The 25,985-nt window shown below is 43.9% G+C and carries 22 protein-coding genes and 1 pseudogene; 7 read left to right on the forward strand and 16 right to left on the reverse strand.

Translation table 11 applies throughout. The features are described from left to right. Nucleotides 1-9: 9 nt before the first annotated feature. The 4 genes and pseudogenes from phnF to nagE all read right to left on the reverse strand — a co-directional run. Nucleotides 10-735, reverse strand: a complete 726-nt coding sequence (gene phnF / locus LCM11_RS06290; protein ID WP_224893391.1) for a phosphonate metabolism transcriptional regulator PhnF — start codon at nucleotides 733-735, stop codon at nucleotides 10-12. A 4-nt stretch (nucleotides 736-739) separates the two neighbouring features. Beyond that, nucleotides 740-1,486, reverse strand: coding sequence for a glucosamine-6-phosphate deaminase (gene nagB, locus LCM11_RS06295; RefSeq protein ID WP_224893392.1), 747 nt, complete (start codon nucleotides 1,484-1,486; stop codon nucleotides 740-742). A gap of 2 nt (nucleotides 1,487-1,488) precedes the next feature. Next, entirely contained in the window at nucleotides 1,489-2,664 is a 1,176-nt protein-coding gene (gene nagA / locus LCM11_RS06300; RefSeq protein ID WP_224893393.1) for an N-acetylglucosamine-6-phosphate deacetylase, read from the reverse strand. A 244-nt stretch (nucleotides 2,665-2,908) separates the two neighbouring features. Further along, a pseudogene (gene nagE / locus LCM11_RS06305) lies at nucleotides 2,909-4,306 on the reverse strand (N-acetylglucosamine-specific PTS transporter subunit IIBC); the annotation flags it as partial. A gap of 234 nt (nucleotides 4,307-4,540) precedes the next feature. Between nagE and LCM11_RS06310 the strand changes: the two are divergent. Continuing rightward, entirely contained in the window at nucleotides 4,541-5,491 is a 951-nt protein-coding gene (locus tag LCM11_RS06310) for a nuclease-related domain-containing protein (protein WP_224893394.1), read from the forward strand. Between the two features lie 168 nt (nucleotides 5,492-5,659). Next, a complete protein-coding gene (locus LCM11_RS06315) occupies nucleotides 5,660-6,430 on the forward strand; it encodes an SDR family NAD(P)-dependent oxidoreductase (RefSeq protein WP_224893395.1) in 771 nt (256 codons plus the stop codon). An 885-nt stretch (nucleotides 6,431-7,315) separates the two neighbouring features. On the opposite strand, the gene LCM11_RS06320 is transcribed toward LCM11_RS06315, so the two are convergent. Genes LCM11_RS06320 through LCM11_RS06330 form a run of 3 tightly spaced genes read right to left on the reverse strand, consistent with a single transcriptional unit; the run spans nucleotide 7,316 to nucleotide 10,545 of the window. Next, entirely contained in the window at nucleotides 7,316-7,639 is a 324-nt protein-coding gene (locus LCM11_RS06320) for a CHY zinc finger protein (RefSeq protein WP_224893396.1), read from the reverse strand. Continuing rightward, nucleotides 7,626-8,843 carry an MFS transporter gene (locus LCM11_RS06325; RefSeq protein WP_224893397.1) on the reverse strand — a complete coding sequence of 406 codons (1,218 nt, stop codon included), beginning with the start codon at nucleotides 8,841-8,843 and terminating at the stop codon, nucleotides 7,626-7,628. The genes LCM11_RS06320 and LCM11_RS06325 overlap by 14 nt, the downstream gene beginning before the upstream one ends. A 16-nt stretch (nucleotides 8,844-8,859) precedes the next feature. Continuing rightward, nucleotides 8,860-10,545, reverse strand: coding sequence for an SLC13 family permease (locus tag LCM11_RS06330; RefSeq protein ID WP_224893398.1), 1,686 nt, complete (start codon nucleotides 10,543-10,545; stop codon nucleotides 8,860-8,862). A 229-nt stretch (nucleotides 10,546-10,774) separates the two neighbouring features. On the opposite strand from LCM11_RS06330, the gene LCM11_RS06335 reads away from it, so the two are divergent. Then, on the forward strand, nucleotides 10,775-11,557 hold the full coding sequence (locus tag LCM11_RS06335) for an SDR family NAD(P)-dependent oxidoreductase (RefSeq protein WP_224893399.1): 783 nt from the start codon (nucleotides 10,775-10,777) through the stop codon (nucleotides 11,555-11,557). Nucleotides 11,558-11,628: 71 nt separating this feature from the next. On the opposite strand, the gene LCM11_RS06340 is transcribed toward LCM11_RS06335, so the two are convergent. From LCM11_RS06340 to LCM11_RS06360, 5 genes are all read right to left on the reverse strand, one after another. Continuing rightward, nucleotides 11,629-12,978: a D-serine ammonia-lyase gene (locus LCM11_RS06340; protein ID WP_224893400.1), complete on the reverse strand. Its 1,350-nt coding sequence runs from the start codon at nucleotides 12,976-12,978 to the stop codon at nucleotides 11,629-11,631. Between the two features lie 131 nt (nucleotides 12,979-13,109). Next, complete coding sequence (eis, locus tag LCM11_RS06345; RefSeq protein ID WP_224893401.1) at nucleotides 13,110-14,342, reverse strand: enhanced intracellular survival protein Eis; 1,233 nt, start codon at nucleotides 14,340-14,342, stop codon at nucleotides 13,110-13,112. 111 nt (nucleotides 14,343-14,453) lie between these two features. Continuing rightward, entirely contained in the window at nucleotides 14,454-15,542 is a 1,089-nt protein-coding gene (locus tag LCM11_RS06350; RefSeq protein ID WP_224893402.1) for an ABC transporter substrate-binding protein, read from the reverse strand. A 15-nt stretch (nucleotides 15,543-15,557) separates the two neighbouring features. Continuing rightward, nucleotides 15,558-16,337 carry an ABC transporter ATP-binding protein gene (locus tag LCM11_RS06355; protein ID WP_224893403.1) on the reverse strand — a complete coding sequence of 260 codons (780 nt, stop codon included), beginning with the start codon at nucleotides 16,335-16,337 and terminating at the stop codon, nucleotides 15,558-15,560. Nucleotides 16,338-16,353: 16 nt separating this feature from the next. After that, nucleotides 16,354-17,175 (reverse strand): ABC transporter permease, encoded by an 822-nt coding sequence (locus LCM11_RS06360; RefSeq protein ID WP_224893404.1) that lies wholly within the window; start codon nucleotides 17,173-17,175, stop codon nucleotides 16,354-16,356. Nucleotides 17,176-18,248: 1,073 nt separating this feature from the next. Between LCM11_RS06360 and LCM11_RS06365 the strand changes: the two genes are divergently transcribed. The 4 genes from LCM11_RS06365 to LCM11_RS06380 all read left to right on the forward strand — a co-directional run bounded on the left by LCM11_RS06365 (nucleotide 18,249) and on the right by LCM11_RS06380 (nucleotide 22,535). After that, nucleotides 18,249-18,812 carry a glycerol-3-phosphate acyltransferase gene (locus LCM11_RS06365; RefSeq protein ID WP_224893405.1) on the forward strand — a complete coding sequence of 188 codons (564 nt, stop codon included), beginning with the start codon at nucleotides 18,249-18,251 and terminating at the stop codon, nucleotides 18,810-18,812. Next, complete coding sequence (locus LCM11_RS06370; RefSeq protein WP_224893406.1) at nucleotides 18,809-20,410, forward strand: GNAT family N-acetyltransferase; 1,602 nt, start codon at nucleotides 18,809-18,811, stop codon at nucleotides 20,408-20,410. Before LCM11_RS06365 ends, LCM11_RS06370 begins: the two co-directional genes overlap by 4 nt. After that, the gene (locus tag LCM11_RS06375; RefSeq protein ID WP_224893407.1) at nucleotides 20,407-22,203 is read left to right on the forward strand and encodes an LTA synthase family protein; all 1,797 of its coding nucleotides are present in this window, start codon (nucleotides 20,407-20,409) and stop codon (nucleotides 22,201-22,203) included. The genes LCM11_RS06370 and LCM11_RS06375 overlap by 4 nt, the downstream gene beginning before the upstream one ends. A gap of 101 nt (nucleotides 22,204-22,304) precedes the next feature. Next, nucleotides 22,305-22,535, forward strand: a complete 231-nt coding sequence (locus tag LCM11_RS06380) for a hypothetical protein (protein ID WP_224893408.1) — start codon at nucleotides 22,305-22,307, stop codon at nucleotides 22,533-22,535. A 577-nt stretch (nucleotides 22,536-23,112) separates the two neighbouring features. Here LCM11_RS06380 and LCM11_RS06385 read toward each other — a convergent pair. The 4 genes from LCM11_RS06385 to LCM11_RS06400 are packed head-to-tail and all read right to left on the reverse strand — an operon-like array spanning nucleotide 23,113 to nucleotide 25,841. Further along, nucleotides 23,113-23,820, reverse strand: coding sequence for a hypothetical protein (locus LCM11_RS06385; protein WP_224893409.1), 708 nt, complete (start codon nucleotides 23,818-23,820; stop codon nucleotides 23,113-23,115). Then, nucleotides 23,817-24,569 carry a hypothetical protein gene (locus LCM11_RS06390; protein ID WP_224893410.1) on the reverse strand — a complete coding sequence of 251 codons (753 nt, stop codon included), beginning with the start codon at nucleotides 24,567-24,569 and terminating at the stop codon, nucleotides 23,817-23,819. Before LCM11_RS06390 ends, LCM11_RS06385 begins: the two co-directional genes overlap by 4 nt. Next, nucleotides 24,553-25,458 carry an ATP-binding cassette domain-containing protein gene (locus LCM11_RS06395; RefSeq protein ID WP_224893411.1) on the reverse strand — a complete coding sequence of 302 codons (906 nt, stop codon included), beginning with the start codon at nucleotides 25,456-25,458 and terminating at the stop codon, nucleotides 24,553-24,555. Before LCM11_RS06395 ends, LCM11_RS06390 begins: the two co-directional genes overlap by 17 nt. After that, on the reverse strand, nucleotides 25,455-25,841 hold the full coding sequence (locus LCM11_RS06400) for a GntR family transcriptional regulator (RefSeq protein ID WP_224893412.1): 387 nt from the start codon (nucleotides 25,839-25,841) through the stop codon (nucleotides 25,455-25,457). The genes LCM11_RS06395 and LCM11_RS06400 overlap by 4 nt, the downstream gene beginning before the upstream one ends. Between the last annotated feature and the right edge of the window lie 144 nt (nucleotides 25,842-25,985).

The following is a 25,985-nucleotide window of genomic DNA, read 5'->3' on the forward strand; positions in this document are numbered from 1 at the left end:
AGCCTCTCCTTAACCGCGGGTAATATCACTTGAGAATTTATAACGGTCCGCACGATAAGACGATTTAACTACTTCAAATGGCGTGCCATCTTCAAGAAAGCTATGTCTTTCTATATGAAGAACTGCAGAGCCAGGAGGGATTTCAAGTAGGGTAGCCTGATCTTCATTGGCAATGGTTGCTTCAATGATTTGACTGGCCTTTCCTATTTTCTGCCGTTTATTTTTCTCTACATAATCATAGAGGGAGCCCTGTACATCTTCTTTTTTCAGATCAGGAAACATAGTCACTGGCAGGAAGTTGGTTTCAATAGCCATAGGCTTTTGATCAGCATATCTTATTCTTTGAAGACGATAGATCTCTGCATTCTCTTCGATTTCCAGTTTGCGGGAAATCTCTACGCTTGCCGTGACTTTCTCAAAATCCAGCAGCTTACTGCTGGCTGTCATTCCTCTTGTTTTCATGTCCTCTGTAAAACTTGTTAAACCTTTTAGAGATTGTTCAATTTTGTTCTCGGCTATGAATGTTCCTCTTCCTTTTTCTCTGTAAAGAACTCCTTCATTGACCAGATTGGTAATCGCTTGCCTGACCGTCATTCGGCTGACAGCGTAGTTTTCTGACAGAATACGTTCAGATGGAATCATATCGTTGGGCTGATACTCCCCATTTGAAATCCTCTGTTTAATATTTTCTTCAATTTGGTAATAAATCGGAAGCGGCGACTTCTTATCAATCATGACTCTATTCGTCTCCTCTCAGGTACTCTACCTTTTTATAAGCTTCTTCATCTACGAGTAACGTAACATTTTCATGAAAGCAAAGGGCAGACGCTGGCATTTCTTCACTCGGCGGATCTTCTAATAAACTTCTTATAGCTTCCGCTTTATTTTCTCCAGAAGCAAGCAGGAGAATTTTTTTGCTTTTTAAAATGGACTGAATCCCCATAGTTATGGCTTTCTTTGGAACATTATCGAGCGATTCAAAGAATCTGGCATTGGCTTTTCTTGTGGATTCAGCAAGTTCGATCACATGGGTTTCACTTTTAAATGACGTATGGGGTTCGTTAAATCCAATGTGTCCATTCTGCCCGATCCCTAAAATCTGTAGATCAGGTGGTCCAATATGGTCAATCAACTGCTCATAACGGCTGCACTCGTCTTCCAAATCTTCAGCCAGCCCATTAGGAATATACGTGCAGACTGGATTGATATTAATCTTATCAAATAAATGCTTTTTCATAAAAAAATGGTAGCTTTGCGGATCATTTTCGCCAAGACCCACATATTCATCTAAATTGATCGTCGAGATTTGACGGTAATCCACCGATCTTCTCTTATAACCTTCCACCATTTCGCGATAGGTTTGAAGAGGGGTACTTCCAGTAGCCAGTCCAAGAACGGCTGCAGGATTGCGAGTCACCTCATCTTCTATCATCCCGCCGGCTTTCTGACTTAAAGATTGGTAGTCTTGAGAGACCCATATTTCCACGGTTAACTCTCCTCTCGTTGATAGGCTATCTCACCGTTACAAACGGTTGTTACCACTTCCAGATTTTCGTCTAACAGGACAAGGTCCGCATCTTTCCCTTTCTCAATTTTCCCTTTTTGTTCAAGTCCTAATTGTTCTGCTGCATTGAGAGAGGAAATCCGCACAAGGTCTTCCCACGGTACCTCCGTATGTTGACGCATGTTTTTCAGGGCTTCCTGAAGAGTCAGTACACTGCCCGCGAGTGTACCATCGTCTAATCGAGCCTCTCCACCTTTTACATCTACCTGTTGACCACCCAAATCGTACCTCCCCTCGGGAAGACATTTAGCTCTCATGGCGTCCGTGATTAGAATGGTCCTTTCAGCTTTAGTATGATGATAAGCCAGTTGCACTGCTTCCGGTCTCGCATGTACATGATCCACAATCATTTCCACTTTGAGGTGTTTATTCAGCAAAGCAGCTCCAACCACACCAGGATCGCGGTGATGAAATCCGCTCATCTGGTTGTATAAATGAGTAATGTGACGTGCTCCAGCGTCCACCGCTTCTTCTACCTGATCGAATGTCGCTTCACTATGACCGATAGAGGCAATCACTCCCTGGTCGGTTAAGTGCTTAATAAAATTCAAGCCCCCGGGAATTTCTGGAGCTAAAGTAACTAAACGAATCTGGCCACCGCTTTCGTCCTGCCAGCGATCAAACTGTTCGGGTGAAGGAGGAAGAATGTGTTCATGCGGCTGAGCGCCTGCTTTATTTATCGATAGGAAAGGTCCTTCCAGATGGATACCAAGTATCTCCGCCTGGCTGCCTGTTCTTTTATTGCTCATATATCCTCTAACGTTCTTTAAGGCCCTGGTAATACTCTCGGGGGACTGAGTCATGGTCGTCGCCAAAAAACTGGTGGTGCCTTCCGCTGGCAGACTGCGTGCCATTCCTGTCAGTGCTTCATTCGTACCGTCCATTACATCGTGACCATCTGCTCCGTGGATATGCATATCTATAAATCCAGGGACAAGGGTCCACCTTTCCCCTTTACCATCGATAACTTTTTCCGCTCCGCCAACAGGATTCTCAGCAACAGATTCAATCAAGCCATCCTTAAGGTACACCGAACCAGAGGGAATAACTTCATTATGACAAACGATAGTTACGTTAATTATCTCTACACTTTCCGCCATGGGCTTTCACTCCTTCGTAAGAATTCAGGGGGAGAAGATCCCCCCCCTTTATTCTGTCGTAAAATCACGCATCTTTTTGGTCCATTTATTGTCCGTACTCTTTGAAAAACCTAACTGGTACTTCTTCAAACGAAACCCCAACTCCTTCCGATTCCATACAAAACCATTTTTGTTTAAAGCCCCATTTTTGTATCGTTTGAAGTACAAGGATCTATTAATGACGTTTGTCGGTATCTCTTTGATCCATTCTCTTTCGGATCGCTTCAGCTAGAAACTCTACAGACGTTCCTACAACCACTTGCAAGTTTTGTCCGCCTACTTTCATCACTCCGCGTGCGCCGGATCGTTTCAGAGCATTTTCATCTGCCTGTTCCCGGTCTACCATTTGTAAACGTAAGCGAGTGGTACAATAATCCAGTGATTTAATATTCTCCGCACCGCCGAGAGCTTTCAAGTAGTCTGAAGCTTTGCGGTCATAATCATTCTCCGATTCATAAGAGGGCTGACCGACTTCCTGGGTTTCTTCTACAAAATCTTCATCCTCATCTTCACGTCCCGGAGTCTTCAAGTCCAGTTTAATAATTAGAAAGTAGAAGACTAGGAAATAGATAAAACCAAGGACCAGTCCGATTGGAATGAGCATTAGAGGATTCTGTGCAATTCCATAGTTTAAGGAATAGTCAATAAGTCCAGCTGAAAAGCCAAACCCGTGGCGAATATCAAGCATATAGGCTGCCACCATAGACACTCCAGTCAAAACGGAGTGTACCACATACAAGAGCGGCGATAAGAACATAAATGAAAATTCAATAGGTTCTGTAACACCTGTCAGGAAAGAGGTCAGGGCGATACTTAAGAACATCCCGCCCACCATCGATTTCCGGTGCTTTTTCGCAGCCGCGTACATGGCCAGACAAGCTGCGGGAAGGCCTATCATCATGACAGGATAGAATCCGGCTAAAAAATAACCTGCGTCCGGATCTCCATTTAAGAACCGGTTAATTTCACCTTTCACAACTTCCCCTGACTCCGTCGTAAAGGAGCCAAAGTCAAACCAAATAAGGGTGTTCAACACATGGTGCAGCCCAACAGGGATGAGCAGCCGGTTAAGTACGCCGTACACTCCTACTCCCAATTCTCCAGCATTTAATATCCAATTCGCCGTAGCGTCAAGAACGTACTGGGGATAAACCCATAAGTACCCGAGCACAAAAGAAAGAGCGACCATAGTCAGCGAGGTTATGATTGGCACAAATCGCTTCCCTCCAAAGAAAGACAGGAACTCTGGAAATTTAATATCATAGAAGCGATTATAAAGCATTCCGGCAATCACGCCGGCAATTATTCCCGAAAAGACTCCCATATCAATATCACTATTAATCGCCTTAATTCCTTCTTCCAGAACAAGAACTCCAATTGCTCCGGATAAAGCTGCTCCTCCGCTTCCATCTTTAGCAAACCCCATCGCAATACCTATGGCAAAAATAATGGACAGGTTAGTAAGGATCCCATTTCCGGCTGCAGTCATAAACGGAATATTAAACAAATCCTCCATACCTAATCGAACAAGTAACGCGGCAGCCGGCAGTGTAGCGATTGGAAACATTAATGACTTCCCAATTCGTTGCAGAAAACTTAACATGTTTCTTCCTCCTCTATATTTAAGTTGTCGATTTTGTAACCGCTTTATAATTAGAGAATATCACTATGTTATATAGTTGTCTATACCAATTTAAGTAATTTACATATAAATGTTTGATAAAATTGCAGAAATTCAATATAAAAAGTGGAAAAATTAGAACTTTGTACTACAGGAAGGAGTTTCCATGAACCTCATGGAATATAGAAATAAACATTTTGAATGGAGTTGATGTTTTTGTTTACTAAACATCTATCAAAACCTTATTATCTCGATCAATTGGAATCTGCTTCCAGACGCATCGCGATGACTCATCATAAACATTCAGAAATTGTACATTGGCGAACCCATTTATCCTCCAATTTCTATGGGGAAAAAAAGATTTTACCTGTATTGACCCATATACCCTCCAAAGAATCCCGCATATTTTTTGACCTGCGTCTCCCGCTTCCTGATCACTCCTATTGTCAGATCGATGTACTTATTATCACTCGAAATTTTGCCCTTATTTTAGAAGTAAACCATTCACCTTTACAAAGCTTGCCAAAGGACTACAGATTTATGCATGTAAACGAACGGATGGAAGCAAGGATGCCAGACCCTCTGTCTCAGGCAGAACTTCAGGCCCATCAATTAACATACTGGTTATCAAGGACCGAATTTCAAAGTTTACCAATCAACTATTTTGTCGTTTTAACCAGTCCAGCCTCCTACAGCCATCCATCTTATGGATGTAACAGTCAGGTGGTACATTTAGACCAGTTGTTAACAGCCTACCATTCACTTAATAAAGTCTACACTTCCTCTCCCTTAGAAGAATCTGAGTTAAACCGATTGTGCGATCAGCTGGTAACCGGAGATGTCCCCTATCAGCCGTTTATTTTAGACCGGTTTCATCTTAAAAAAGCAGATGTCCTGCAAGGTGTTATCTGTCCGGAATGTAGTGCTCTTCCAATGAAAAGACTTCACGGACGATGGTATTGTAAAGCCTGTCATCATACATCAAGAAATGCTCATGTAGAAGCTTTAAAAGACTACCAGTTTCTTTTCGGTGAACGAATTACGAACCAGCAGGCCTGCGCCTTTCTTAAGCTTGACTCCAGTACGGCAGCTCTTCAAATATTAAATGAAGTAGCCTCTGAAAAGTCAGGAATGAATAAAACCCGTTATTATGTATTCAACCAGTAAACATCCAATCTCCTCATTTTTGAAGACTTATCTTTGTTAAGCATCTGATCAAGAACCAGTTTATTTTCTCCTTCTGTTTAACTACTGGGATAAAGTGGAAGAAGATTTCTGACAAACGTTTTACTTCGTTTGCCTTTCTACAAATACTTCATAAGGAGAGGTTCTAGCATGGGTCGATTAGATGGCCAAACTGCTGTTATTACTGGTGGAAGCGGCGGCATCGGAAAGACCACGGCGCGCTTGTTCTTACAAGAAGGAGCCAAAGTATCACTCGTAGACGTCAATGAAGAGGCTTTGAAGGATGCAAAATCTGAACTTGACTCCTATGGTGAATTGATTACCATCACCGCTGACGTCACGGATGAAAAAGATGTACAAAATTATGTAGAAAAGACGCTCGACCAATTTGGTACAATCGATATCTTCTTTAATAATGCAGGAATTGAAGGAGAGGTTCGTCCGATTACCGAGCAGCGAGTCGAAGATTTTGATAAAGTCATGAATGTAAACGTAAGAGGAGTTTTCCTTGGCTTGAAGCATGTGATGCCTGTGATGACTGAAAAGCAGGATGGCAGTATCATTAATATGTCATCGGTTGCCGGCTTAATGGGTTCTCCAGGAGTGGCCCCTTACGTCACTTCCAAGCATGGAGTAGTTGGACTGACAAAAGTAGCCTCTTTAGAAGCGGCACCGTCCAGTGTGCGGGTTAATTCCGTTCACCCATCTCCTGTTAACACTCGTATGATGCGTTCTCTTGAAAAGGGATTCAGCCCTAAAAATGCAGAAGCAGCTAAAGAGGAACAGACTAGCGCCATTCCATTGAATCGTTATGGTGAAACGGAAGACATCGCAAAAGTCGTCCTTTTCCTTGCTTCTGACGACAGCCGATTTGTTACCGGCAGCCAGTACCGTGTTGATGGCGGCATGGGTGCAACTTGATCATAAAAAACGGAGCCTTCCAGGCTCCGTTTTTGTGTAGGTTCTTATAATTTCATAATCCTAAACTAAAGCTTCCGTTTGTGGAAGACTCAGTTTCGAGATATTTGAAGAGGGGGAAGGTCCTGCGGGGGACGATTTCGCTTTTCGGCCCTGCACGATGCAGGGTCGTTCGACGTTGTCACAGGACGTGGCGATCTTAGTCGAACTTCGTATATGTGGTAAGCTTCCTCAGGCTTCGCCTTCCGGGATCTTACCGATCATGTTCATCCCTGCTTACCCTTTAGTAAGTTGCAAATGTCAATTATGCCCTAAACGACATGTAATGCTATCCAGCTCCAGCACCTAGCGGCTAGTGAGACTTCCCTCACTTCTGTACGATAAGGCAACATAAAATCGCTCCGCTCTTCGTGTTTTCTTTATCTCCGCCAGCTCAGTCCAGTCCATACGCCGCTGACCGAGGTGCTTCCGCTTTTAACCTGGGAGTCTTCATCGTCCCCCTCCGGACCTTGCGATATATGGAGCTCGAAATCTTGTTCGAAACGCACCGGTTTATGGTGGAGATTAACTATTAAAAATAAGCGTACATGGGTGGATAATTCCCGCTATAGAAGCATTTGCGGCAGATCCAAACACCTCTCCACCGCCTATAGAAGGGTCCGTTGACCAGATATTGTTGGGGTGGCGGAGGAAACGACGAGACTCCCACGGGAGAAGGAGCTAGGCGAGACCCCACAGGGAGTGAAGCGACCGAGGAGGCTTGCCAGTTCCCCCGTAGGAAAGCGAGTTGTTTCCGCAGCTGCCCTCATCAATTTTAGGCAACGGACCCAAGTTATCTCCAAACTGAGTCTTCAACTAATCGGCCATATTGTTGAGTAAAGCTTACTCTTATACTCCTTCAAAATATAATGGATAGTGGTAGCTGCATTTTTCGTTAAAGGGATGGGTACATTCTGGACATTGATGCACCTTCATATATGTTTGAATAGAAAATTCAGTCCAGCAATTTCCGCACAAAATTGCTTTTTCTTCCCAATGATCCTCAGGCCATTTCCTCGCACTATGATCCGCTTTTTCTTTGTGGCAATAGTAGCATCCATAATATTCCTGACAGCAGTAGAATTTGACCGCGACGATGTCGACGTTACTATGATAATGTGCACATCGCGTATGTTCATCTACACCTGTGCCTTTCACCTTAATTCTGTTCATACTTACCCTCCTGATTCCTTTTAAATACCGGCAAAGAGATAAAAATTAAGATAAAGACAAGAGCGGTACTGATCACGCCCAGCCAGCCCCATGTCTCCCATAAGGTTCCGACAGCTGTACTTCCTACTGCAACACCTACATAATAACTGATCAAGTAAAAACTTGAGGCTCCGCTTCTGTGATGGTTCGCTGATTTACTCACAAGAGCAGCAGCCATGGAATGAGCAATAAAAAAGCCGGAACAAAGAACACCGAGCCCTGCCATAATCCATGATACCGATTGTAAAGAGGTGAAACCAGCTCCTGCAATCAGAATAAATAATCCAGAGAACATCACTTTTGTTAAACCAAACAGATTAGACAGACGGCCGGCAAGTGGAGGAGCAAGCACCCCTAGAACATAAGCAAAATACGTAAAGGATATCCATTTTAACGGCCACTGATATGGGTCTGATTGCAAGTAGAAAGGGATATATGTCCATATTGCTGTAAAAACAATTTGAAGTAGCAATCCCATTAAGAACAACACTAGCATATAGCGATCTTTCAAGTGGACAAGCATTCCCTGAAAATCCTCCCGAAGCGGCTGGTCTCCTTTTGTAAAGTAACGTTCGGCAGGCAGCAGTAAGAAGAAAAGAAAAGCAGCAGTTAAACCAAATGCAGAGAGTATGAACAAGGTTTTCTCCCACCCAAATACATCGGTTAAATAACCCCCGGCCACTCTCCCTCCCATACCGCCAAGTGCGTTGCTGGATATATACAGCGTCATAGCCATACCTAAATGATTAGGGTCTACTTCTTCTCCTAAATAGCCCATAGCTGCTGCAGGAATTCCGGCCAGGAAGAAGCCTTGCAGCAATCGTAATACTACCAGCCATTCAAAAGAAGAAGTAAACGGCATTGCTACAAGCAGCAATACCGTCACTCCAAGAGATATTTGCATCAGCCGCATTCGTCCGTAACGATCCGCTGCAAAGCCAAGAAGGAAAAGCCCAACAACCATCGCGATAACAGCAGCAGACATAAGAAAACTGGACTCGGTAGCCGATACTTGAAATTCATTTACAAAAATAGGCAGTAGCGGCTGAAATACATACAAAGTTGAAAAGACGAGTAAGGACGCAAGCATTAAAGCTATTGTAACGCGCCAGAATCCGGACTCGTCCGGGGTATAGGGCTTAATAGCCGGCTGACTTGAATCCATGGTGTTCATCCTTTACTTATTGGCTGAATTTTTGAGGGAACGTAGTTAGATCGATATCCCATGCGAATGGTAAATAGAAATAAATAGCCAAGGTGACCAGTACAATGGCAAAGACGTTTAGCAAAAACCCGGCCTTAGCCATATCTGGTATACGTAAATATCCTGATCCAAACACAACCGCGTTAGGCGGTGTGGCGACAGGCAGCATGAACGCACAGCTGGCTGCAACTCCTGCCCCAATCATCAGGCTGTACGGGTGCACAGATAGTGCAGAAGCAAGCGAAGCCATAATCGGGAACATCATGGTGGCTGTAGCCGTATTTGACGTGATTTCGGTCAGGAAAATAACCATAGCAATGACGCATGCGAGAATCAGGAACAAGCTGACCCCTTCTAAGATAGTTAATTGGTTACCGATCCATTCTGCAAGTCCAGTTTCCTGGAAGCCTGCTGCAATTGCAAGACCTGCACCGAAAAGTAGTAATATGCCCCACGGGAGCCCTTTCGCCGTGTTCCAATCCAGTATGAAGTCTCCCTTTTTACTGATTGATGGAATGAGGAAAAGAATGATGGCGGCACTCATGGCAATAACGGTATCATTAATGTTCTCATTCACATAAGGAACTAAAACAAATGACCTTAAAATCCAGGCAAGAGCCGTTAAGCTGAAGACAGAAAGCACAATTTTCTCTTCAGTCGACATATCACCAAGCGTTTGACGCTCGTTATTAATAACTTCTTTTCCTCCCGGAAGCTGCTTAATTTTCATAGGAAAGGCTACTTTCACAAGATATATCCAGGCAATTCCTAAGAAAAGAAGAGCTAATGGTACACCAAACATCATCCACCGGGCAAAGGAGATCTCAAGCCCATACGTTTCTGAAACGACAGCTGCAAAGATAGTATTCGGAGGTGTACCAATTAACGTGGCAAGACCTCCTATCGAAGCACTGTAGGCTATTCCAAGCATAATGACTTTTCCAAAGTTAAAGGAAGAGTGATCGACTTGACCTTCCCCCTCCTTCTTTAATTGTTCAGATGCCTGGTAAATAACCGCAAGGCCGATCGGTACCATCATCATAGAAGTGGCTGTATTGGAAATCCACATAGAAAGCAGTCCGGTCGCAAGCATAAATCCAAGCACAATCATCTCAGTGCTTGTCCCTACCAGTGAAATGATAAACAAGGCGATGCGTTTATGTAAGTTCCACTTCTGCATCGCAAGGGCAATAAGGAAACCACCCATAAATAAGAAAATGGTGTTATCTCCATAAGATGATGCCGCTGCATCACCGGAGAGCCCTCCTGTAAGCGGAAACAAAATTAAAGGTAATAAAGACGTAGCTGGAATCGGTACAGCCTCGGTGATCCACCACGTAGCAATCCAAAGGGTACTTGCAAGAATCGCTACTGCACTGCCGGAAAGTCCCTCTGGATCAAAGAATAAAAGGGTCACAATAAATAAAAGAGGGCCTAAGATGATACCAACTTTTTGACGGGTATCAAAGGAAGAACCGGAGCCGCCGCTCCCATTTTCCGGCTGATTCGATTCCGAATCATTCCCCGCCTGCTTACGATCGTTTTCTTTCGGTTTCACTTTCTCAGGATTTCCCGTCACAGCAAAGCTCATTAAATCTTTGGCTTGATCATGCAACTGCCACATCCAGTTCCAGAAATTTTTTATTCCGGATTGTTCCTGCATTATGATGCCTCCCATCCAAATTTGTTAGTATTGCAAGAATATTCTCATATATTAACAAATTCTATCATAGATTTGGAAGCCAAGGTAGAAATCGACACCACCCCCCTTAAATAATCCCATTTATTGTCACCTCAGGTCATCCATTTTATGGAATTTTAAGGAATGAACAGGTTTTTTATAGAGGTTTTCTGGATAAAGAGAAGTATGACAATAGAAAGAGGTGGAAGGTTTGACAACTGTACAGGATAAAGTATTCATCGTTACAGGCGCTGCTTCCGGTATGGGATATGCGGCTGCTCGCAGACTTGTAAATGAACAGGCAAATGTAGCCCTATTAGATATTAATGAAGATCGATTAAAAGAAGCTGAACAGCAGCTTCAAGTCAGAGCCAATCGCACGCTGTCCCTGACCACTGATTTGTCTTCTCCGGAAGAGGTGAAAAAAAGTATAGATATGGTCCAAGAACACTGGGGCCGAATTGATGGGGTATTCGCCAATGCCGGAGTCAACGGTAAAGTTATGCCTATCGAAGACATGCCTCCAGAAGAATGGGACCATACCATTGAAAACAATTTAAAGGGGTCTTTCCTGACTCTGAAATATGCCATCCCCCACATGAAGGAAAAAGGAGGAAGTGTGGTACTTACCAGTTCTATTAATGGTAACCGTACCTTTACGAATAAAGGTTTTTCTGCGTACAGTTCTTCTAAGGCCGGGATTATGGCCTTCGGCAAGATGGCTGCTGTGGAGCTTGCTTCCCAGGGAATTCGCGTTAACATTATGTGCCCTGGTTTCATCGATACCAATATTGGTGAAAACACGCGTCCCGATGAGCAGGAGCTTGAAAAAATTGATATACCAGTAAAAAAAGAAGTAGAAGGCTCACCACTGAATGAAGAAGTAGGATCACCTGAACAAGTGGCCGATCTGGTACACTTCCTGCTGTCTGATGCTTCTTCCCACATTACAGGGACCGAGGTGTTCATCGACGGCGCCGAGTCACTCCTATGAACATGTAAAAAAATACCACCTCAGGTCATCCATATTTTGGATGACCTGAGGTGGATATTTATTCCTTTTAATCAGGATTCGGTTATGGGTGTGAGCAGTGATTTTCCTTTTTGATAATATCTTTCTCTATCCTGTTCCGGCACCAGGGAACCGCCGGTGGACCAGGTTAAATGAACCGAACGGCCCATTTTGTCCTGCCAACCTTTTTCTTCGAGCATGCCCGACTCTTTAAGTCTTAACGGTCCGGAAAGTCCCGAAGCTGCGGATGGTTCTACGTACACGTTTTCTGAATCAGCCAGCAATGCAAGCAGACGGTACATTTCATCATCTTCCATAGTATAAAAACCGCTAACCAAATACTGACTGATTTCTGTCGCAAACCTGGAAGGACGTCCAACCGCCAGCCCATCTGCCTCTGTAAGATTATCAAGACCAAAATCCTGAACGGACACTTTTTCGTGTTCTCCAGTCATTACCCCGAGCAGTACGGACGGAGAATGCGTAGGTTCTACGAACAGGCAGTGGACATCATCCCCGAACACTTTCTTCAAACCAAATGTAATCCCTCCCGGAGATCCTCCTACGCCGCACGGAAGATAAACGAACAGCGGATGATCCTTATCTACCATAATCCCCTCTTCATCCAACTGTCTTTTTAATTCAAGGGCAGCTACACTATATCCCAGGAATAAGGCCTTTGAGTCCTCATCATCTACAAAATAGCCAAGAGGATCGTCCATCGTAATCGAACGCCCTTGCGTAATGGCTTCACTGAAGTCTCCTTTATACTCGTAAACTTTGGCCCCTTTTTCCCGGAGCAGATCCTTCTTCCACTGCTTTGCATCAGCCGACATGTGCACCTCTACCGTAAATCCGAGTTTAGCACTAATGGTGCCGATACTCAGCGCAAGATTCCCTGTCGATCCCACTCCGATCGTGTACTGACTGAAGAACTTTTTGAAAGAAGGATCAAGAAACACTTCATAGTTATCTTCCTTTGAGACCATATTATTTTCAAGCGCCAGCTTCTCTGCATAGCTCAGGACTTCAAACACCCCGCCACGTGCTTTAATAGATCCCGATATAGGAAGATCATGGTCACATTTTAAATAATACTCTCCTTCAAATGGCTGACCATAATAGGCGCTCAGGTCTTTTTTCATTTCTTTTATTGGTATTACAGGCGACTCAATTGCCCCATCTTTCGTTCCTGCAAACGCCTTCTTAAGAAAAGGGGCAAACCGTTTCCACAGTTGTTCCGCTTCATAGATGTCATCTTTAGTTACCGCAAACTCAGGTACCTTATCCATCTCCAAGGCAGATGTATTGATCCAAAACACGGGCTCACATTTCATAACTTTATCTAATAAGGGAAGACTCTCCACCCATTCGAATAAAGTTTTTCCTGCTTTCTTATCCATTGAAGCACCTCCATGACAGAAATCATTCTATCCTGATTTTTCCCTGAATTCGAATAATTAACCGGATTGACGGGCAGACCCCGCTTTCCCTTCCCGCATGTATCCACAGAAAAGGGAGTCCATTCGTTCATCTAAAAGAAACTCCAGCTTTCTGGTGGTTTAGGGTTTTGAAATAGCGTAACAGCCTGATCAAGGCACTCTCCTGGTTCCGCTTCTGCATAACCTGCCAGCAGAAGATTGTCCAAGGTTACACATCCCATCATAAGTGATGAAAATTCAGCTATTCCAAGGTGTATCTCTACGTCAGCCAGCTGATCCGTTGCCCTCGGAACCCCCTCCGTAAATTCCCATACATAGGAAAGCTGTTCGTCCATAAAGCTATCGGATATCTTCCATCCGATTCGAATAGATTCCTTTCCAAAAGAATGGTGGCTAAGATTTTCCAAGAATAATGGGACATTCACAATCCGGTACATCAGCCCTTGCCCCTGCTCACTTATTTTATGATAGATCCTGAAGATAAGTGCGTCATCTGTATGACAAGGGTTTTCCAGCATATAAGAGAATTGCTGGTTGAAGGTAGGGAAATAAACGGAGCGCACCTGATCCTTCTGATTATGCAAGAATTGAAGCAGCGATTGATAGGCTTCGGTTGTACATGCGATAAATTCAACAATATGTAAATCATTCAGAAGCATGTGGCCCCCTGGAGCCTGCTTGAACTGGAAAACCATGTACCCGTCTAATTTCCCTTCTTTTTTCAAACCAACCACATGATAACCATCCGTTTCCAATGATCTAAATTCGTACAATGGCTTCTCACATGATCCATGCGTTTGCTCAGCCCACAGGTGATAGCAAGAGGTCATCTCATACTTATCAGCTGGATCAAGCATAGTAACGGATGAACTTTTCGGAAAAACAGGAAGCTGTGAAGGATGGAAATGAAATGTATGTAAAAATGGTCCTAGTCCAAAGCCCATCTTTCTATAAAAAGAAGGCTGGAAAGGATAGAGCTGCACGAGCGGTATGCCCTGGTTACGGGCATCTTTAATAAAGGCTTGAATAATTTGCTTGGCGAATCCTTGCTTTTTATAAGGCAGGTCCACAGCTACCATACCTACGCCGCGGGCATCCATTTTCCGGGAATAGAGGTTCAAGGTATGATCATATTGGACATACCCTCCGACTAACCGGTTATTTTGATAAAGACCAAAATGCTGGACATTGGCTTCTTTGTCCAACTTCTTCTGCCGTTTGCTATGATTTTCTTTCGCCTCCTCGGAATCGAGCTTCATTCCTGGATAACAGCGGCCGCAAAGATCAGTGAATGCTTTAAAATCGGTCAGCTTTTGTAACGTCATTAGATTCTCTCCTTTCTACCTCTCTGTATGATCCATTATAAGGGAATCGATAAAGGATGTCTTATCTTATAAAGCAAAAAATGAGAGGAGATCTCCTCTCATTTCAGCTATTTACTTATATTCTCCAAGCACTTCGACCGCTTTTTCAGTCATAGATGTATCTATTGAGGTTTCAAAATCGAACTCGCCGCGTATGGCGCCATTCTCTTTATACATTTCATACTGTTTCTTAATATCCTCTGTAAACATCCGGCCATTAGGATCAAGTCCGGTAATAGCTACTTTTTCCCACAGATCAGGGTCTTTCAATGCCGTATGTTTGGTCATGATATTAATGACTTCCTCTTTGCCTTCTCCTTTAATAAAGGCATCGTTGTAATCACGCACACCTTTTAAATAAGCGGCCATAAAACGAAGGGAAACATCGGTTTCCTGCTCGATAAACTTTGGAGAACCAAGCACCATTGCAATCTGGGCGTTCGGAGCAAAGTCTGTAGCATCCCCCAGTCGTTTATGGAGACCCTTTTCAATTCCCTGCGTAATCAGCGGTTCAATTTGAAGCGCTGCGTCAATAGAGCCATTCCCCATAGCGGCAAGCATATTTCCAAAGTCAGACATTAGTACGAACTCTATATTACTTTCTTTTAAACCGGCATGCTTCAGCATAGATTGATAGATGTAATCATCTACAGCATTTTGAGAGGAAACAGCTACTCTTTTCCCTTTTAGATCCTTGTAGGTTTTGATTTCATCCTTTAAGTCTTTCCGAACCACAAACGAGAAATATGAATCTCCTTTGATGTAGTGTCCTTTATCCGCAATAATCTTCACATCAATCCCCTGTGCGATCGCATTGAAAAAGGATGCTGTGGAAACGCCTCCTGCGATATCGATTTCACCAGCAGCAAGAGCTGGCAGCATATCATCACTGTTCGCAAATTGGGTGAACTTTACATCAATATTGTAATCATCGAAGTAACCTTTTTCCTTAGCAATATAAAACCCTGCCCCAGACGCTGCTCCATCTTCCGCAATAATAACCGTGGCTTTCTTATCGAGTGGAGCCATATCCCCAGAAGGATTGTCACCGGAAGTTTCAGGAATGCCTTCCTGTTTTTCTGGAGTGGTGTCAGAACCACACCCGCTGATCAATAACACAAAAACCATAATTGGAATAAGTAATAGGCCCAACTTTTTCATGATGTTTCCCCTTCCCTACATTCTTGATCCTTGAACTTCATCCTGAAGGTGCGTCCAGATTTCCACAAAACTTGAGGCAAGATCAGCGTTTGCCCGCACCTCTTCCATTGTACGAGGCCGCGGCATGTCGATCCTTTTTTCCGTCACAAGTGTACCGGGCTGTGAACTCATAAGCACAATACGATCGCTCAATAATAAAGCTTCGTCAATGCTATGGGTAATAAATAAGACCGTCTTTTTGGTTTCACTCCAAATACTTAAAAGCTCTTCCTGCAAAATGAATTTGTTTTGTTCATCTAAGGCAGCGAACGGTTCATCCATCAGCAGAATTTCCGGATCATTAGCAAACGCCCGTGCAATACTGACCCGCTGCTTCATCCCACCGGAAAGTTCCTTTGGATAAAGAGTAGAAAATTGCTCAAGCCCTACTTTCTCTAAGTAGTAATCCGTCCGCTCCTTCACGTAGGCTTTGGGTAAATGTCTCATTTTCAAACCGAATGCTACATTTTCTCTAACAGTCAGCCAGGGGATTACGCCCCGTTCCTGAAAAACCATAGACTGAAGCGGGCGCTCCTCTTTTTCCCGGGAAATGATAAACTCCCCAGTGCTTGGAGTTTCCAGTCCTGCGAGGATCCTGAGCAGGGTCGTTTTCCCACAGCCACTTGGACCAAGAAGACAGACAAATTCCCCGTCTTCGATATCCAGATTCACCCCTTTTAAAGCAGTAACACTAGAACCTTTTTTATAAAATACCTTCGTTAAATCTCGAATTGAAATCTTTGCGGGGGTATTCATAGACCTCCTCCTTCATTTATCTCCATGGCAGTAGTTTATTTTGGAATCCTCTCAGGATTAAGGAGAACAAGTAGCCAAAGAATGAAATCAGAACCAGCCCGACATACATTTCTTTTAATAGAAAAGCGTTGTAAGACGTCCAGATTAAATATCCAATCCCTGAATTTGCCCCCATCATTTCAGCAGCTACAATCGTAAGCAGGGCAATGGCCTGCCCCATCTGAATTCCTTCAATCATGACAGGCAGAGCTCCGGGAAGGGCAATTTTAAAAAAGAACTGGCGGGAATTTGCTCCATAGTTCCGGGCTACATCTAAATAAATACGATCAATGGTAATGACCCCAGCTACGGTATTGATAATAACCGGAAAAAATACACTTCCAGCGATGGTAACAATTTTTGATACTTCTCCTATGCCGAACAAAATTAAAATAATGGGTAATAAGGCAAGCGTTGGAATGGGCATCAGGGCCATAATTAACGGGGAGAAAAAGTGTCTAAGTGGAGAATACAACCCCATCAGCAGTCCTAGAATGATAGCCGGTATTACGCCAAGTAAAAAACCTGCCATTATGCGAAACAGCGATATGCCTATATGTTCAAATAGTTCACCACTTGTCCCCATCGTAATAAACGTGCCTACGATTTCTGTAGGAGGCGGGAAAAATCGTGCATCTACCAAGCCGGTTCGTGATAAAAATTCCCATAGAATCAGGATGAATATCGGGGACGATATGGTAAGTAACTGCTTTAACCTGCTTTTCAGCTGCCGCCTTTTCCATTCTTCTTTTTCAACCGTGAGCGGATCGTGTTCTATATTGTTCATTCTTTCCTTCATTCTTCACCACCTCTATGGCAATCATATGTGCCTGTGCCTACATGTGTGAAAAAAGAGAAAAGATTCACTGCAATATCTCTGCTTCTCATAATCTTAATGGCACTCCACCACTTTTGAACTACCTCCATGGTGGACACACAGTAGGTTACTCAAAAGAAAGCCGGGGTACATAATAGGTAACAAATTCACCACCTTTCTCACAGCTTATTAAACTAAAGGGCCGGTTACTGTAAGACTCGATTTCGAGATATTAGGTTAGAGTGAAGGTCCTGCGGGGGACGATTCCGCTTTCCGGCCCTGCACGACGCAGGGTCGTTCGACGTTGCCACAGGACGTGGCGGTCTTAGTCGAACTTCCTATATGTGGTAAGCTTCCTCAGGCTTCGCCTTCCGGGATCTTACCGATCATGTTCATCCCACAGGAGTCTTCATCGTCCCCCTCCGGACCTTGCCAGATCAGAAACTCGAAATCACTCTGAATCTTACCTGCTTCGTTATCATGATATCAGGGAACTATTTCCTACTTTCTCCTTCCTTACAGTGGAAAACGTTGATATAAAGGCGTTTACTGCAAATGAGTTATGAACAATTCCTCTTTTTCAAAAGGTCCATTTTTCTTCCTATCGTTGGGTTGGTGGGGAAATCGCGAGACTCCCATGGGAGAAGGGACTAGGTGAGATCCCACAGGGAGTGAAACGAGCGAGGAAGCTCAACGTTCCCCCATAGGAAAGTGTTCAAATGTGGCATCACCCCGAAAGACACGACCAGCATAAGCCGAGCATCAAAAGGGCGGTGGTCTTTCCGTCCGTTGATGAATGGCTTATGTCTCGAGTGTCTGGGTGATAGAACAAGACGAGCTATTTCCCCACCAGCCCTCTTCCAATTAAAGTAACGGACCCAAATTCATCTCGAAACTGAGTCTTCAATAAACGGGAGCTTATCTTTAACAAGCTATATTAAGATTTAGAACGGCAATTTCTAAAAAAGAAGAAATTCTGAGGATTTTCGTCACCTTCTCCCTTTACCAGAAACTTCAAAATGGTAGAATATGATCAGATAGGAAGGTGTTGTAACGTGTGGATTGTAATTTGCTATTTGATTGCGAATATAAACGGAGCTTATTTGGTGACCAAATGGCGAAAAGGCGGGGATATCCGTACACTTGGAAGTGGTACGGGCGGGGCTAAAAACGCAGGTCGAATTTTGGGGAAGCCGGCTTTTGTAATGACCGTGGTTATCGATGCACTAAAAGCAATCCTGGCTTTAAGCCTGCTCCTCTACTTATCGGTAGCTCCAACCATCATAGGTTTCTCAGCAATCGCTTTGATTGCAGGACATATATGGCCGCTTTTCCTTAAAGGAAGAGGAGGCAAGGGTGTAGTCGTTTATCTGGCAGCCCTCCTCATGCTCGAACCTATCGGTCTGCTCCTATTCGGTCTCATTGCCTTTATTGCAAACGTCTCACCTTTACCTTTTTCGAAAGTAATGATGATTGCGATGGGAATCCCCCCTCTTTTAACCCTCTGGCAGGAAAGCCTAGGGGTTGGACTATGCCTGGGGATTGGATATCTCCTGGTCGTTATTGCCCACACCTTTCCCATACATCCCCGTTTGTTGACAAAGGAGGAACAGATATGACAAAACAGTCTATTCACTATAAAAACGCTGACTCGGAAGAAGAATATCGGCAAATACATGAATTAAACTATCAGACATTTGTAGAAGAAATCCCCCAGCACAAAAAAAACGATACCCGCAAGCTGGTGGATCGTTTTCACACTGAAAATACATATATCATCGCTAAAGAAAGCGAAAGAATTATCGGCATGATTGCTGTCCGTGCAACGCGACCGTTTTCTCTTGATCAGAAACTCCCTAACCTTGACAGCTACTTACATGAGATCGATTCTCCCTGTGAAATTCGTCTGCTTTCAATCCATCCGGATTACCGAAAGGGTTCGGTTTTCTTTGGACTAATTGACCAATTGATTCGATACTGTCTTCAGGAAAATTATAATGCAGCACTAATCTCAGGGACGGAGCGTGAATGGGGGCTGTATCGGAAGCTAGGGTTTGAACCTTTTGGCCCCATGACAGGTCAGGAAGGGGCTAAGTTTCAGCCGATGAAACTGACCAAGGACCGCTTCGTCAAGGCTACTCAAGCCTTCCACCGGATCTTGGCCCGATATGAACCGATATCGTTTTTATCCGGCCCTGTAGCCGTAACAAATGAAGTGAAAGAGGCCTTGGCAGCTTCTCCTCTGTCTCATCGATCTGACTCTTTTATCAACCAAATGAATACCGTTCGCAACTCGCTTACGGAGCGCACAAAGGCTAAATACGCCTCGGTCTTAGTTGGAACCGGAACACTTGCTAATGACGTGGTCGCCCAGCAAATTAAACAGTTAGGCCGGACAGGTCTTATTCTCTCAAATGGTGAATTCGGTGACCGGCTGATGGATCATGCCCACCGGACCGGGCTTGATTTTTACAGAATGCAGAAAGCTTGGAACGAACCGATCAATTTAAACCGTGTACGTGACTTTCTGAAAGAACACCCTTCTATTGGATGGATATGGTGTGTCCATTGCGAAACTTCGACCGGGTATTTGTTTGACGTCGAAGAACTCAAAAAAATAGCAGACTCTGAAAATGTAAAACTCTGTCTGGATGCCTGCAGTTCCCTCGGTGCCGATCCGCTTGATCTTTCCGGTGTTCATATCGCCTCCAGTGTGAGCGGTAAAGCGCTTGCCTCTTATCCTGGACTAGCGATCATCTTTCACAATTATGTACCGGTACCTGATCCTGATATTCCGAAATACCTGGATCTTGGAGTATATGACTCTAATCAGAGCATCCCGTACACACACTCTACCAACCTCGTTCATGCTCTTGAGGTATCTCTGTCTTCCATTGATGAACGGCCTCTTGGGGCTTTTATGATGGAACTTAGAAATGTGCTGGGTAACCAGGGGTTGAAGGTTCTTGGTGATCACAGCTACTCAAACGGGATTGTTACGATTGCCCTGCCGGATCACATTTCCCAGAAGGGTTTTGGAGAAAGATTAAAGAAAAACGGGATTTTCATAAACTATGAAAGCAGCTATTTGGCTAGACGAAACTGGGTGCAGATTGCGCTTATGGGTGATGTAGATTCAAACCATCTCCTTCGGCTCGGGGAAGTTATCAACCGTGTCTTGAGCTCTGAAACCTTATCGAAGGTGAACCAGTCGTGAAAAAAGTTTCCTGGATTGCTTTATTTTACTGGCTGAAAACCACAGCCGTTATGTATGTTTCTTTTCAAATGTCACCTCCCGGAGTGACCGACCACTTATTGTTAATTTTCAGCTCGCTCGGACCTCTGCTGCTCTGGTTCGGGTTCTCGTTTTTCTTTTTTAAACACCTGCAACCATGGGCATTAATTATTCTAATGTTTTTAACGACCTTCTTTCTTTATGCTCATTTAATTTATTATCGTTTTTATGAAGATTTTCTCACTCTTCCTATTCTCCTTCAGGTAGGAAACGTAGGAGGATTGAGTCAAAGTACGTGGACGCTTCTTTCTCCATGGGACTTGTTATTCCTTATTGATTTAGTGGTAATTGGCTGGTGGCTGATTAAGAGAGGATCCTTCACAATTTCGCCCAGAGAAAAAAAGCAATACGCAGGAAGTGCAGTGGGCATTTCACTTGTGATTCTGGCAGCTGCGTGGTGGCATTCTCCCCACCTTTTCCAGGAAAACTATAACCGTGATAAAGTCGTGACTTCCATCAGCATCTATGCATATCAATGGTTTGATATTGCCTACAGCATAACAGCACCACTCCAGAAAACTATGGCAGACCAATCCGCCGCTGCACCTGTAGAGAAATATGTGGCAGAGAAAGATCCTGTAAAGACAAAGTGGTTCGGTCAGGCAAAAGGAAAGAATGTGGTTTTCATTACACTGGAATCCGTCCAAAACTTCGTCATTGGTGCAGAAGTAAAAGGCGAACCGGTGACGCCATTTTTAAATCAATTGAAAAAGGAAAGTCTTTACTTCTCCAACCTGTACGATCAGGCTTCTCAAGGCAAAAGCTCGGACGCAGAGTTCATGGTGGATACTGGATTGTATCCGCTCGACGGTGGGTCTGTATTCGTACGCAGGCCCCATAACACGTTCAACGGGCTGCCAGAACTTTTGGAAGACTATCAGACGACCGTTTTTCACGGAAACGTAAGAACGTTTTGGAATCGGGAACAAATGTATGAGTCCCTTGGATATGACCAGTTTATATCCAAACAAGATTATGAGATTAACAAAGAAAACCGAATTAATTATGGAATAGAGGATAAATCCTTTTTCAGCCAATCAATCCCGTATATGAAGCAGTTAAACGAGCCTTATATGGCGAAGTTTATTACCCTTACAAATCACTTTCCGTTTTTATTGGATAAAAAAGACCGCAGCCTTCCTCTTGCGGAAACCTCGGAACCGGTGGTCAACCGCTACTTAACTACGGTCCGGTACTTGGATGAAGCGATTCGTCAACTGTTTCAGTCGTTAAAAGAAGAAGGGATGTATGAGGATACAATGTTTGTGCTGTTCGGGGACCATTACGGTATCTCTAAAGAATATGAAGACGGGGTACATGAGCTTCTCGACCAGCCTGATACGGCACTTTCTCATACAACGAACCAGCGCGTCCCGCTGCTTATTCATATTCCAGGAATGGAAGGGAAAACGTTTGATACGTTAGGTGGGCAAATTGACATCCGCTCCACTGTTTTTCATCTACTAGGCAAAGAAACTGAGAATTACATGAGTTTTAGCGAGAATCTCCTGGCTGAGGACAAAGAAGAATTTGTAGCTTTCCGTGATGGCGATTTTGTAACGCCTTCCTATCTCTTTCAAGACGGCATTTGTTACAAAACAGACACCAGCCAGCCGGTAAATGGCTCCCATTGTAAAGAAGGCCGGGAGAAGGCACGGGAAAAGCTTAAATTGTCCGATCATATAATAAAAGGAGACCTGCTTCGTTTTAAATAATGATTCTATAAAAGACCAGCGAATATATTATAGTTAAGCTCCCGTTTGTTGAAGACTTGATTTCGAGATAAATCGGGTCCGTTACTTAATATAGAGAAGGGATGGCTGCGGAAACAGCTCGCTTTCCTGCGGGGGAACTGGCAAGTCTCCTCGCTCGTTTCACTCCCTGCGGGGTCTCGCCTAGCTCCTTCTCCCGCGGGAGTCTCGTCGTTTCCTCCGCCACCCCAGCCATTTCACATGAACGGACCCTGGCAGTAGAAAAAGCAGGAAGCTTTAATCGTCTTAAACGCTTCTATAGCGCCGCTTATACCTTTGATAGACTCCGTATTTAGCGTTAATCATATAGGTTATTCTTCCTCATATGAAGGCCATTACGTAAAGGTTCGTGCTCCCCATAATCGTAAAGGGGCGGAAGGGAACGGTGAAGACTCCTAGATTAGAAGCGGAAGCACCTCGGTCAGCGGCGTATGGACTGGACTGAGCTGGCGGAGATAAAGAAAACACGAAGAGCGGAGCGATTCGATGTTGCCTTATCGTACAGAAGTGAGGGAAGTCTCACTAGCCGCTAGGTGCTGGAGCTGGATAGCTCTCCTTGTCGTTTATGTTCTAATATTTGATTAAGACTAAAAAAAGATAAGAACGAGATGAACATGATCGGTGAGATCCCGCAGGGCTGTTAAGCCCGAGGAAGCTCAGCACATATAAGAAGTTCGACTAAGATCGCCACGTCCTGTGGCAACGTCGAACGACCCTGCGTCGTGCAGGGCCGGAAAGCGAGCCGTTCCCTGGAGCCCCTTTCTCCACACAATATCTCGAAACTGAGCCTTCAACAAACCGGCCCTATAACTTAATAAGGCTTTTTCCGTTTAACAAAGCCTATATAACAAAAAGCCCCGATAATCCGGGGCTTTATTGCTCTACATATTCAACAGAATAGTAATCGGAAGATACAGAAATCGATGAAGGAACGCTTACGTAGAGGATGTAGGTTCCCCATTCCATATCAGCTTCCATCATCCCATCCTTTTCCTCTGTAAACTGCGTAAATGGAAACGACGGGCTGAACATAGTGAACGTCCTATCCGTTGTTTCAGTCAGCATAAGATTCAGTCGTTGATCTGCAATCCCAAGTTTCAGTGGAATTTCATGATTCAGTTCGAGTCCCTGAAGTGAAGCAGGAGTCGAATAGAAAGCAGCTTTAACTTTCTCACTATCGTTTGTTTGGTCAATTACAATTGTGAGAGCGCTTGGTACTTCTATATCATCGCTAATTTCCAACCGATCTTGATCATAGTCAAAGCTCCACTCTTCTCGTAAGTATTTCTTATCCATATCAACTATTTCACCGGCTATAGCTTTTTGGTAAAGCTGCCGTCCTTCTTCTATAACCGTTCCCTCTCCGTTCCCCGAGCTTGCACTCTGATCAGGGATAAAAAAGTAGAGAATAAAGCTAACGAGCAGGAGACACGCATAGCCCCCAAACACCCACACTGGAGTTTTAGAAGGCAAATAATAGGGACGAGTCCCGGCTTTCTTTCGTTTCATTTGCGAAACCAGCCAGATTAAAACCCCAATAAAAATAATCGGAAGGAATCCAATAAACATAGCAGTCGTCATTTCTTCACCTCCAGTTGATCGGATATCCAGAGAGCAATGGTAAAGACAAGAGCTGCACTTGCCACTACTTTAGCTGCAAATAGTAGAAAAAAAGATTCTTGAAAATAGAATTCATACATGAACGCAGGAAGGTTCCAGTTTTCTGTGCTGGATAAATACTGCAGACATCCAAAAAATAGGACAGGAAGTAAAACCACAAACACACGGTGAACCTGAACGATGATTCCGGCTAAATAGCCAAGAGAACTGAACAGGAAAACGAGTAGAATCATAGCCAAAAGACCCTCCGTAAACATTAAAGGTCCGGATGCGAGCCCTGTTCCTATAATCTCTTTGTTTCCTAAAATGAAATAGACCACTACTTTAAGTAAGAAACCGGCCATAATTGCAGTCAGGCCGCCAATAACACTTACAGTAGCGATAAAAGCAACGGAAGACATGTTGCTGCTGAAGCGGTTGGTTATAAAAGCAAAATCATCTTCTCGATAAGCTTTTGTGGTCATAAGAAGAGCGCTCATAAATCCCCAGAAGAAAGTAAAAATGATAATCATGTCCGCGGAATAATAGTTAATATCGAGGTTAATACCAAAAGTTCCTGTCCCCCGTGACCCGACTCCATTTAAGGAAAACAGCAGCCCTAGCAATTGTACAGTGACAAGAGAGGTGAGAACCCCCATATAGGCTTTCAGCTTATATTGATATTGTTTAACAATAATTTCACTGGTACGTACTTCAGTTAAGGATGTCATCTAAAGTCCCTCCTTTGTGAGATCCCGAAGAAGTTAAGTAGATACATAGGTCGCTTGCAGAAACCCCTGAAAATTGAATTCCTTCACGCTTCATATCCTGTTTCTCTTTCTGGGATAGGTTATTCCTGGTAACGATATACTCTTCATCCATACCAAAAGCTTCTGTATATATGGGCTGGCGGTCAGCTAGATACGGTGCGAGCACCTCACGCTTTCCTTTTAATCCTATTGCAAACTCTCTCAATTCTTCGATCGACATATGAAGTACTTCCCTCCCCCGGTTCAGCAGCAGTACCTCTTCCAACTGATCCTCCACTTCTTCTAAATGATGGGTGGATAAAAGAATGGTACGTGGATAAGCGAGATAATCTTTCAGCAGAATCCGATAAAAATCCTTGCGAACGGCCGCATCCATACCTGTAGTAGGTTCATCGAAAATTGTAAGCGGACAGCGGGCCGCAAGTCCGACAATCATATTGAAGGTACTCTCTTTCCCTTTTGATAGATTTTTATGGTACTCCTTTTTATGAAACCCGAAGTAATCAAATAAATGCCAGGCCAGCTCCTCATTCCAATGCTCGTAAAACTTGGAGGATTCCTCGAGAATTTCTGCCAGGGAAAGGGCGGTTGGAAAATTCATTTGGTCATCAATAAAGATAGAATTAGCAGATACGAGCAGACTATTAAACGGGCGGTGAGAAAACACCTTCACTTCTCCGGATGTTTCCTTTAGCATGCCGCTTAACACCTTCATAAGTGTGGTCTTCCCCGCACCATTTCTTCCGACCAGTCCAACAAGCTTATTCTCTTCAATTGTGCAGGAAAACTGATCGAGAGCCTTGAAACCTCGATAAGCTTTCGTTAACTGCCTGCATTCAATGATGTTCATTCTTCTCCCCCTTTGTTTCTATTTTTCGTTTCCTTTATCAGTGAAATAAGTTCTTCTTCTGACATATCGAGCCGTTCAGCCTCTTGAACAAGGTCCTCCACCATACTTTTAAGTGTATGATTTTTCCGTTTATCTTTGATGATTTTTATCGCTTCAGAAGAGACGAACTTTCCAATTCCTCGCCTGTCGTACAGAATTCCTTCTTCTGCAAGCTTCGTGAGCCCTTTGGCGGCTGTCGCCGGATTAATGTTATACATATCCGCAAGCTTATATTGAGAATATACTTTCTCATCCGCCGCCAGACCGCCGTTCAGGATTTCATTTTCAATCCAAGCAGCTATCTGTAAGTAGATCGGCATCGTTCCGTCGGTGTTAAGGATCACGTGCTCCCCTTCCTCTCTGAATTGGTGCATTAGTGTTGTAATGTAGTATATTACTTTCCGTTAGAAAAATCAACTTGTCCTTTTACATTTTTTATGAAACCAATACGTTAGAAGCAACGTATTACTACGAGGAAAGAAGGTGGA

It is taken from the genome of Halobacillus halophilus (assembly GCF_020171985.1).
Lineage (GTDB): Bacteria > Bacillota > Bacilli > Bacillales > Halobacillaceae > Halobacillus > Halobacillus halophilus_A.

Bases quoted from the DNA above. Each gene is read 5' to 3' on its own strand.
- LCM11_RS06395 (WP_224893411.1), bottom strand. From the start codon at position 25,458: ATGAACATCATTGAATGCAGGCAGTTAACGAAAGCTTATCGAGGTTTC.
- LCM11_RS06315 (WP_224893395.1), top strand. From the start codon at position 5,660: ATGGGTCGATTAGATGGCCAAACTGCTGTTATTACTGGTGGAAGCGGC.
- nagA (WP_224893393.1), bottom strand. From the start codon at position 2,664: ATGGCGGAAAGTGTAGAGATAATTAACGTAACTATCGTTTGTCATAAT.
- LCM11_RS06320 (WP_224893396.1), bottom strand. From the start codon at position 7,639: ATGAACAGAATTAAGGTGAAAGGCACAGGTGTAGATGAACATACGCGA.
- LCM11_RS06390 (WP_224893410.1), bottom strand. From the start codon at position 24,569: ATGACATCCTTAACTGAAGTACGTACCAGTGAAATTATTGTTAAACAA.
- LCM11_RS06360 (WP_224893404.1), bottom strand. From the start codon at position 17,175: ATGAAGGAAAGAATGAACAATATAGAACACGATCCGCTCACGGTTGAA.
- LCM11_RS06330 (WP_224893398.1), bottom strand. From the start codon at position 10,545: ATGCAGGAACAATCCGGAATAAAAAATTTCTGGAACTGGATGTGGCAG.
- LCM11_RS06355 (WP_224893403.1), bottom strand. From the start codon at position 16,337: ATGAATACCCCCGCAAAGATTTCAATTCGAGATTTAACGAAGGTATTT.
- phnF (WP_224893391.1), bottom strand. From the start codon at position 735: ATGATTGATAAGAAGTCGCCGCTTCCGATTTATTACCAAATTGAAGAA.
- LCM11_RS06370 (WP_224893406.1), top strand. From the start codon at position 18,809: ATGACAAAACAGTCTATTCACTATAAAAACGCTGACTCGGAAGAAGAA.
- LCM11_RS06350 (WP_224893402.1), bottom strand. From the start codon at position 15,542: ATGAAAAAGTTGGGCCTATTACTTATTCCAATTATGGTTTTTGTGTTA.
- LCM11_RS06380 (WP_224893408.1), top strand. From the start codon at position 22,305: ATGGCTGCGGAAACAGCTCGCTTTCCTGCGGGGGAACTGGCAAGTCTC.
- LCM11_RS06385 (WP_224893409.1), bottom strand. From the start codon at position 23,820: ATGACGACTGCTATGTTTATTGGATTCCTTCCGATTATTTTTATTGGG.
- eis (WP_224893401.1), bottom strand. From the start codon at position 14,342: ATGACGTTACAAAAGCTGACCGATTTTAAAGCATTCACTGATCTTTGC.
- LCM11_RS06340 (WP_224893400.1), bottom strand. From the start codon at position 12,978: ATGGATAAGAAAGCAGGAAAAACTTTATTCGAATGGGTGGAGAGTCTT.
- LCM11_RS06325 (WP_224893397.1), bottom strand. From the start codon at position 8,843: ATGGATTCAAGTCAGCCGGCTATTAAGCCCTATACCCCGGACGAGTCC.